The organism is Fundidesulfovibrio sp., assembly GCF_058402725.1.
The window spans coordinates 1-7,267 of record NZ_JBZVFJ010000156.1 but is presented as its reverse complement, the minus strand read 5'-3'; the positions used below and the strand labels follow the sequence as shown (position 1 = coordinate 7,267).

Here is a 7,267-nt window from a genome sequence, read left to right as displayed (position 1 = left end):
ACTGCTGGGCGCGCACGCCGTCGCGCTGACCCTTTCATTCCCGTCCTGTTCCGCGTGTCCCGGCGTCCCGCGCCGGTGAGAAGTCCCGTTTGAGCGGCCGCCCCCCCCCAACTCCGAACCACACCACTGCGGCCGGCCTGTCCGGCGGCCCTGAGGTCCGTCGAGGGCAGGCCAGTTCCGGTCCTCTCCGCAGGGCGGCCGGGCCGACCGCTCTCCCGTCCCCCTGCGCCACCACCGCGCCAGCCGCCACCGCGAAGCGTTTGCAGGCGGGCCGGTTTTCTGCTTGCGGCGTGCTACCCGTCCAACCCCAGAAGTTCGCGCAGGAGGGGCCTGCACGTTTCCCAATCGGGGTCCAGCGGGCGGGCGTCGATCCGCGCGACCGGCTGGATGCCGCCCAGGCTGTTGAGCCAGTAGGCGTGGCACATGCCGTCCAGATCGGCCAGGGTCAGGGGGATTTCCTCAACGTGCAGGCGGCGACGCGCGGCTTCCATGGTCAGGCTGGGGAGCTTCCAGGGCGTGCGGGGCTCGTAGAAGCCTTTGCCGTCGGAGAAGAGGAGGGCGGCGCAGGCGGCTTCGAGGACGTGGCCGTGGTGGTCGACGAGCAGCGCGTCGTCTGCTCCGGCGCTGCGCGCGAAGTCCCAGGCCAAGCGCTGGTGCAGGTTGGCCATGGTCTTGTGGGCGCAGAGGTGGGAGGCGTGGGCGTGGGGGTAGACGACCAGGGCGCGGGCCGCGTCGGGGTCGATTTCGTAGGGCGCTGCGGCGACGCAGAGGGCGGCCTCGCCCTGGGCTCGCTCCTGATAGCAGAAGAGGTTCACTCGGGCGGTTTCTCCGGCGAGGCCGTTGGCGTGGGCCACGTCGGCGATGATGCGCGCGGCGTCGGCGGGCGTCGGCAGGTCGCGGCGCAGGTGCAGCGCGGCGAGGCTGGCGGCGAGGCGTTCCAGGTGCCGTTCCAGGCGGCGGGGCCTGCCCTGGTGGAAGAGGATGGTCTCGAAAAGGCCCATGCCGCAGCGGAAGGCCGGGCCTTCCAGGCTCAGGGCGGCGGCTCCGGGGACGAGGCGGCCGTCGATCCAGGCGATCATGGCGTGTTCCTCCCGGCCAGGGCCAGGAACTTGGAGGCCTTGGCCATGGTTTCCTCATATTCCAGGTCCGGGTCCGAGTCCACGACGATGCCGCTTCCGGCGAAGAAGCTGAGCGTGCCGGAGGAGGCGTCGTGGCAGGCGGTGCGGATGGCCACGGAGCTGTCCAGGTCGCGGGGGCCGAGGCGCAGGACGAGGCAGCCGCAGTAGGCGTCTCGGCGGTGGGGTTCCAGCCCCGCGATGAGCTCCACGGCGCGGGCCTTGGGGCAGCCGGTGACGGAGCCCGGGGGCAGGGCGTCCCAGAGCAGGTCCAGGGCGTCGGCTTCCGGCCGCAGCGCGCCTGTTACGCTGGCGTACATCTGGAGCAGCCCGTCCACCAGGAACACGGAGCGGTGTCCTGTCACGGCCACGGAGCCGTAGGCGCAGCGGGTGGAGATGTCGTTGCGCATGAGGTCCACGATCATGGAGAGTTCGGCGTCCTCCTTGGGCGAGGCGCGCGGGAGCCGGGCTGCGGCCACGGGGTCGTCCCCGGCCAGGCGCATGCCCTTGATGGGCTGGGTGAGCACACGGCCGTCGCGCACCCTCAGGAAGCGCTCGGGAGAGGTGGAGATCAGGGTGTATGGCGCATCGTTGTACAATCCGTAAAACATGGCCGGACGCCGTGCCAGCAGGCCCGTGAAGAGGGCCTGAGGATCGTGCCCGGCGGGCCAGTCCGCGTCGAAGCGGATGGAGAGGTTCAGCTGGTAGGCGTCGCCGTCCAGGATGTGCTCCAGGGCGCGGCGCACGGCGGCGGTGTAGGCCCGGCGGTCCATGGAGGCCCTGGGTGCGTTCAGGACGGGGAGCGGTGCGGGGTCGGCGCGGCGAACGCCCGCCACGAGGCGCAGGGCCGCGTCGCGAAGTTTCGGCGTGGCGGCGTGGACGGTCACGGAGCGGGCGTCCGGGGCGGGCGCGAGCACGGCCCCGTAGGTGCGGAACACGCCCTCTGGGAAGGCGGAGGGACGCCGGGCCACGCCCAGGCCCGGGAACCCGGCCTGGTAGGAGAGAAAGCCCAGCGCCGGGCCGGACGAGGCGTCGCAGAAGGCCTTGAGCCCTTCCAGGCCGCCGCCGGTCTCCAGCCGCCACTCGGCCGAGGGCCAGAGTCCGGCAAGGCCGGAGGCCGCCACGCCGGGCATGGGCGGGGTGACGAACACGTCGGGCCGCTCCGGGGCCAGGGCGTCGATCCAGGCGAGGCCGTCAGCGGGGCAGCACGAGCTGAAAGAGGTCATGGAGGATCTCCGGGCCTTGCGGGGTCAGGAAGGATTCGGGGTGGAACTGCACGCCCGCCACGGGCAGGCGGCGGTGCCGCGCGGCCATGGGGATGCCGTCCTGGTGGGCCAGCAGCTCCAGGTCCGGCGCCAGGCGGCTCAGGTGGAGTGAGTGGTAGCGCCCGGCCTCGATCTCGCGGCCCAGGAAACGGAAGCGCCCGGACCTCCCGTGCACGCAGCCGGGCAGTCGCTCCACCGCGCCGCCGAAGTGCAGGTTGATGATCTGGAGCCCCAGGCAGACCCCCAGCACCGGGCGGCCCGACTCCAGGAGCGGCCCGTAGCCGGTGTGATCGCGCGGGTGTCCGGGGCCGGGGGAGAGCACGGTGAGGTCGAACGCAGCGGCGTCCCGGGGGCGAAAGCCCGCGCAGGGGACGATGTCCGGCGCGCTCCCGGCCGCGCGGGCCAGCAGGTGCTCCAGGTTGCGCGTGAAGCTGTCGCGATGGTCCACCAGGAGGATGCGCATGTGCGCTGGTAGTGGAGGCCCTGCCCGGCGGTCAAGCGGCGCGGGAAGGGGGTGACGGGGCGGACCGGGGGATAAGGCCGTCGTCCAGGGGCGGTTGGGCCGTCAGCCGGTGAAGTTCGGCCTGCGTTCCAGGGGGGAGCGGCCGTCGGCCCGGGTATGCCCGGGCTGTTGACCGGCCCGCGCCGGGGGGATATGTCCCCGCCTCGGAGATACGCCCCCATGGAATTCGTTTCGCTTTTCGCCCAGGTGCTGGTGGCCATCCTTCTGGAGGCCGCCCCCTTCCTGCTGCTGGGCGCGCTGGCCTCGGGGCTTTTCGAGGTGTTCGTCCCGGCCGGGACCCTGGAGCGGCTCATGCCCCGGGGCGCGGTGAAGGGCATCCTGGCCGGGCTGGTGCTGGGGATGGTGATGCCCTGCTGCGAGTGCGGCATCGTGCCCCTGATCCGCCGCCTGCTGGGCAAGGGAGTGCCCCCGGCCACGGCCATGACCTTCATGCTGGCCGGGCCGGTGATCAACCCCGTGGTGCTGGCGTCCACGCTGGTGGCCTTCCAGGGCGACCTGGGCGTTGTGGTGGTCCGCTGCGTGCTGGTGGCGGGCGTGGCCTGCGCGGTGGGCGTGGCGGTGCGCGGGCGCACGGCGCAGGAGCTCCTGCTGCCCGGCGCGCGGCCCGTCGCGGCGTCCTGCGGCTGCGGCGGCGAGCCCGCGCTTTTCGGGTCCCTGGCCGACATGGTGAACCCCGCCGACGTGCGGCGTCCGTCCCTTCTCTCCCGGCTGGATCACGCCCTGCGCCACGCCCAGGCCGACTTCCTGGACATGTTCCGCGTGCTGGTGTTCGGCGCGGCCGTGGCGGCGGCCTTCAAGACCCTGGCACCGGCCGGGGCGGTGAACCTCATCGAAAAGGACCTGCTGCTCTCGGTGAGCGGCATGATGGCGCTGGCGGTGGTGCTCTCGCTGTGTTCCCAGGCGGACGCCTTCGTGGCGGCCTCGTTCTCGGGGTTCCCCCTGGCGGCCAAGGCGGCCTTTCTCGCGCTGGGGCCGGTGCTGGACATCAAGCTGGTGCTCATGTGGCGCGGGGTGTTCCGCCCGGAGATCGTGCGGCTGCTCATCGTGATCCCGGCGGCCTCGATCTTCGCGGCCTGCATGCTCATGGGCGTCCTGGAGAAGTGGCCGCGATGAACGTCCTGCGCCGCCTGCCCGGGACCGTGGAAGCCCTGTGCCTGCTCGCCCTGGCGGGCTTTCTGGGCTACCTGCTCACGGCGGGCAACTACTGGATGTACCTCAATCCGCGCTTTCGCGAGATTTCCTGGGCGTGCGCCGCCGCGCTTGCGGGCCTGGGCGCGTATTCACTGGCCCGGCCCCCCGCCGGGTCCACGTGGCCCCGCGCCGGGCTCTACGTGCTGGTGATCGCGCTCTGCCTGGCCAGCGAACTCGGTCTGGACCGCTGGATGCAGAACGCCGGGGTGGACGCCTCCGTCCCCCCGGGCCAGGAGGAGGCGCTGCCCTCGCGGGTGCGCCGCGACGGCGTGGAATACGTGCGCATCAACCTGGGCGAACTCTACGACATCGCGGCCAGGGATCTGCAAGGCAAGACCGGCCTGCCCTACGCCGTGCGCGGCTTCGTGCGGCGCTCGCCGGAGATGGACGCGCGCGGCGAATTCCTGCTCTACCGCACGGCCCTCTACTGCTGTTTCGCAGATTCCACGGCCGTGGGATTCCGGGTGCGCCCGGAAAAGGGCGGCCCCCTGCCCGAGGCCGGGGCCTGGGTGGCGGTCTACGGCCGCCTGGCCCGGGACAAGGCCGACCCGCAGACCGCCGAGGAGTCGCTGGGCGGGTCCGCCTTCTCCTCGGTACAGCCCGACTGGGCCTTCCTGGCCCGCGATCTGGAGCCCGAGAAGGCCCCCGGCATGGGCCTGATGTACGAGTGGCGCTCCGAAGAACCCTACGCCTACTAGATTCCGGGATCGTCCAACGGCTTCGGGGCGCGGCTCGCCGGGCGCGCCTCAGGCCAGCCTGGCCAGCGCGGCGGCGACGCGCTCCCGCGCGGCCAACCCCTCGACCCATTGCGGCGGCAGGGCTTCCACGCCCTTCCGGGCGCAGAGCACCATGCCCACGATCAGGTTGCGCGCGGCCGAGTCGCCGCCCGCCATGGCCGAGTCGGCCAGGGCCTCGGCCGGGGCGTCCTGGTGGCGGGCGATGAGCTGCACGGTGGCCTGAAAGGCTCCGTCCACATGGCAGCTCTGGCCGAAGCGGGCCACGGCAGCCACGCTGTCCTCCCCTGCTGCAGCCAGTCCGGCGGCCATCCAGGCGTGCAGGGGGGAACCGGGCAGGCGGCCCTCCAGGGATCGCGCCAGGGCCTCGGCCGGGGGCGCGCCCTCCAGGCAGGCCAGGGCCGTGCGGGCGAAGCACTCGGCGGCGTCGAGCACCTTGGCGTTGTTGTGGGTGAGGGCGGTCTGGGCGCGGCAGGCCTTCACGCAGGCCTCCGGGTCGGCGCGCAGGGCCAGGACCACGGGAGCGATGCGCGAGGCCCCCGCCAGGTCGTCGGAGGCGCTTCCGGCGTCCAGGGGCTCCCAGCCCTCGGCCAGCCGGGCCAGGGTGGCCTTGGTGGCGCGGTCCACATAGCCGTCGTAGCCGCCCTCGAAGAGGGCGCGCCAGCGGCGGGAATAGTCGGCGGGGTCGAATCCGCCGCACGTAGCGACGGATTCCAGCAAAAGGAGCGTCTGGTCGCCGTAGTGGGTGAACTGCCCGGCGCGGCGGTTGGGATGGTAGGAGCCCGGGGGCGGATCGGCCAGCCCGGAGAGTCGGCCGTGCCGCGCGGCGATGACGGCCTGGTCGTAGATCCAGTGGACGCCCAGGGCCAGGCTGTCCCCGGCCAGAGCGCCCCAGACCATGGCTGAGGCTTTGTCCATGACGCCCTCCCGCCGGGGCTTCAGGCCTCCGGCTCCCCGGGGCGCTGGCCCAGCCATCGGGCGAGGGCGGCGGGTCCCAGGGGTTTCACGATCACGCCGTCCATGCCCGCAGCGCGGCAGAGGGCGGCCTCCTCGGCCCCGGTGTGGCCCGTCACGGCCAGGATGCGCACGGGGGGGCGGCCCAGCGCGGCCTCGGCGGCGCGCATGCGCCGGGCGGTTTCCGGTCCGTCCAGGACGGGCATCTCCATGTCCAGGAGCACGGCGTCGAAGGCCTGCGCGCGGAAGGCTTCCAGGGCGGAGAGTCCGTCCGGGAGGATCAGGGCCTCCATCCCGGCGCGTTCCAGCAACAAGGAGGCCAGACGCCGGTTCACCGGGTCGTCGTCGGCCACGAGGATTTTCACGTCTCGCTCCTCAGGGCAACGGCTCGAACCCCGCGCGGGCCGGGAGGTCCGGCCCGCGCGGCGGAAAAGGTTACTGGGCCGGGGCGTCCTTCTTGGCCTTGCGGGCCTGGGCCTTTTCGCGGGCCTTGGCGCGCACGCCTTCGAGGTCTTCCTTGGTGACGAAGCCCTTGCCGGCGGGGTCGAGCTTTTCCCAGCGGGCGGCGGCGCGCTTCTGCGCGGCGGCCATGAACTCGTCCTTGGTGACCTTGCCGTCGCCGTTGGCGTCCAGGGTTTTGAAGGCCTTGTCGCCCTTGACGGGCGCGTCGTCCTGGGCCAGGGCGGGGACGGCCAGGGTCAGGCTGAGGGCCAGCATGAGCAGAATCGCGCGTTTCATGAGCGGCTCCTGAAAAAAACGTTTTCCGACACAGTAATAGGAGCGCAGACCCTTGTCCATCGCAAGTCTCAACCGGCCAGGGCGATCTTGAGCCCGATGCCCACCAGAGTGACGCCCCCCAGCACCTCGGCCCAGCGGCTGAGGGCGGCCACCCGTCCGGCCAGGCAGCCGATCTTCACGCCCAGGGCCGTGATGACGAAGCAGACCACGCCGATCACCACGGCAGGGAACCACACTGACTGGCCCAGCACCGAGAAGGAGAGGCCCACGGCCATGGCGTCGATGCTGGTGGCCACGGCGAGCACGAGAAGCTGCATGCCCCGGGTGGGGTCCTTGGGGGGGCAGGAGTCGTCCTCCTCGCCGCCTTTCACGCCTTCCCAGATCATCTTGCCGCCCACGAAGGCCAGCAGGACGAAGGCTGTCCAGCCCGCGTAGGCGTGGATGAAGTCGCGCACGGCGAGGCCCAGGACCCACCCCGCCACGGGCATGAGGGCCTGGAAGAGCCCGAAGGCGAAGGCCATGCGCAAAAGCTGGGCGGCCTGGGCCTGGCGCAGGCAGATGCCGGTGGCCAGGGCCACGGCGAAGGCGTCCATGGCCAGGGCCACGGCGATGGCGAAAAGCGTCGCGAAGGGCATGATGGTCCATCCTTGGGCAGAACTGCCGGGGCGCGAAAGGAGGCAAAAAGGGAGGGGGGGGGGCCAGGGAAACTGACCCCCCCCCTTGTACCCTTCCCCCCCCCGGACACTT

At 72.2% G+C, this 7,267-nt stretch carries 9 protein-coding genes; 2 read left to right on the top strand and 7 right to left on the bottom strand.

Going from position 1 to position 7,267, the window contains the following annotated elements:
• Window positions 1-293 precede the first annotated feature (293 nt).
• The 3 genes from ACV4UX_RS15920 to ACV4UX_RS15910 are packed head-to-tail and all read right to left on the bottom strand — an operon-like array spanning window position 294 to window position 2,843.
• Window positions 294-1,079, bottom strand: coding sequence for an aminotransferase class IV (locus tag ACV4UX_RS15920; RefSeq protein WP_491594265.1), 786 nt, complete (start codon window positions 1,077-1,079; stop codon window positions 294-296).
• On the bottom strand, window positions 1,076-2,341 hold the full coding sequence (locus tag ACV4UX_RS15915) for a chorismate-binding protein (RefSeq protein WP_491594264.1): 1,266 nt from the start codon (window positions 2,339-2,341) through the stop codon (window positions 1,076-1,078). Before ACV4UX_RS15915 ends, ACV4UX_RS15920 begins: the two co-directional genes overlap by 4 nt.
• Window positions 2,310-2,843, bottom strand: coding sequence for an aminodeoxychorismate/anthranilate synthase component II (locus ACV4UX_RS15910; RefSeq protein WP_491594263.1), 534 nt, complete (start codon window positions 2,841-2,843; stop codon window positions 2,310-2,312). The genes ACV4UX_RS15915 and ACV4UX_RS15910 overlap by 32 nt, the downstream gene beginning before the upstream one ends.
• A gap of 219 nt (window positions 2,844-3,062) precedes the next feature.
• Here ACV4UX_RS15910 and ACV4UX_RS15905 point away from each other — a divergent pair, with 219 nt between their 5' ends.
• A complete protein-coding gene (locus ACV4UX_RS15905; RefSeq protein WP_491594262.1) occupies window positions 3,063-4,016 on the top strand; it encodes a permease in 954 nt (317 codons plus the stop codon).
• On the top strand, window positions 4,013-4,792 hold the full coding sequence (locus ACV4UX_RS15900) for a TIGR03943 family putative permease subunit (RefSeq protein WP_491594261.1): 780 nt from the start codon (window positions 4,013-4,015) through the stop codon (window positions 4,790-4,792). The genes ACV4UX_RS15905 and ACV4UX_RS15900 overlap by 4 nt, the downstream gene beginning before the upstream one ends.
• A gap of 48 nt (window positions 4,793-4,840) precedes the next feature.
• Here the strand turns inward: ACV4UX_RS15900 and ACV4UX_RS15895 are convergent, their stop codons facing one another.
• From ACV4UX_RS15895 to ACV4UX_RS15880, 4 genes are all read right to left on the bottom strand, one after another.
• A complete protein-coding gene (locus ACV4UX_RS15895; RefSeq protein ID WP_491594260.1) occupies window positions 4,841-5,746 on the bottom strand; it encodes an ADP-ribosylglycohydrolase family protein in 906 nt (301 codons plus the stop codon).
• A 20-nt stretch (window positions 5,747-5,766) separates the two neighbouring features.
• Window positions 5,767-6,147, bottom strand: a complete 381-nt coding sequence (locus ACV4UX_RS15890) for a response regulator (protein WP_491594259.1) — start codon at window positions 6,145-6,147, stop codon at window positions 5,767-5,769.
• A gap of 70 nt (window positions 6,148-6,217) precedes the next feature.
• Window positions 6,218-6,520 carry an EF-hand domain-containing protein gene (locus tag ACV4UX_RS15885; RefSeq protein ID WP_491594258.1) on the bottom strand — a complete coding sequence of 101 codons (303 nt, stop codon included), beginning with the start codon at window positions 6,518-6,520 and terminating at the stop codon, window positions 6,218-6,220.
• Window positions 6,521-6,588: 68 nt separating this feature from the next.
• The gene (locus tag ACV4UX_RS15880) at window positions 6,589-7,155 is read right to left on the bottom strand and encodes a manganese efflux pump MntP (protein WP_491594257.1); all 567 of its coding nucleotides are present in this window, start codon (window positions 7,153-7,155) and stop codon (window positions 6,589-6,591) included.
• Window positions 7,156-7,267 lie beyond the last annotated feature (112 nt).